The sequence below is a fragment of the Colwellia sp. BRX10-1 genome, from assembly GCF_014077545.1.
In the GTDB taxonomy this organism is placed as follows: Bacteria; Pseudomonadota; Gammaproteobacteria; order Enterobacterales; family Alteromonadaceae; genus Colwellia_A.
Map to the genome: position 1 here is coordinate 1 of NZ_JACGWC010000084.1, position 759 is coordinate 759.

The following is a 759-nucleotide window of genomic DNA, read 5'->3' on the forward strand; positions in this document are numbered from 1 at the left end:
TAATAAGCAAACATAAATGCTAAAACTACAATTGCCCCATAAACAGTAAATGCCCAGCCTGAAATTTTAAATTGATTATCCATTATATTTGTAAACCTCCATATTTGAAAAACACCTAACGCCCAATTAACGGGCTAAAAATTGTGGGCTAAAATGGAGCGAAGCGAACAGCCCACTGTTTTTAGTCCTGTTGAATTGCTTGTTATAAAGCACTTGTACACTTATTGATTTTATCTTGGTAAAACAGTACTTTCCCCTTTAACTTTACGCCGTCGAAATCGAGATTAACATAAATTTTATTATTCGAAATCATTAAGGTACCCGATTTAGGAACAATAGCTTTTGAGTTTAACCATGACTTAACTTGACTGTACTTTAGCTCACCACTAAGTGAAGAAACTTGAAAAGTATAAATATGGTCAGAAATCGATTTATTACCATAATCAAAAGGTGTGTGATGGCTGCCTGTTACGGTTTCTCTATTAATGATTTCAATCTGATAATTGGAGTTATCTGCCAAACAAATCTTTGTTTCGTCTAAGATTTTTGTATTAACAAATGCACAACTTGTTAAAAGGAAAATTACATTTAGTAATAATAAAACTCGAATATACACTCCACTCTCCGTGTGCTTTATAACGCCTTGCTAAGCGGCGCAAAATAGTTGGCTAAAATGCGAGGAACGAAGCGCAGCCAACTGTTATGCGTCCGTTTGAGCAACTTGTTATATGTGATTTACCACAAAAAAGGCCCGTATGT

1 protein-coding gene is annotated in these 759 nt (G+C 34.8%); it reads right to left on the reverse strand.

Features of this window, described 5'->3' with window-relative positions; all coding sequences use genetic code 11:
- Positions 1–202: 202 nt before the first annotated feature.
- A complete protein-coding gene (locus tag H4J75_RS19635) occupies positions 203–520 on the reverse strand; it encodes a hypothetical protein (protein ID WP_182169802.1) in 318 nt (105 codons plus the stop codon).
- Positions 521–759 lie beyond the last annotated feature (239 nt).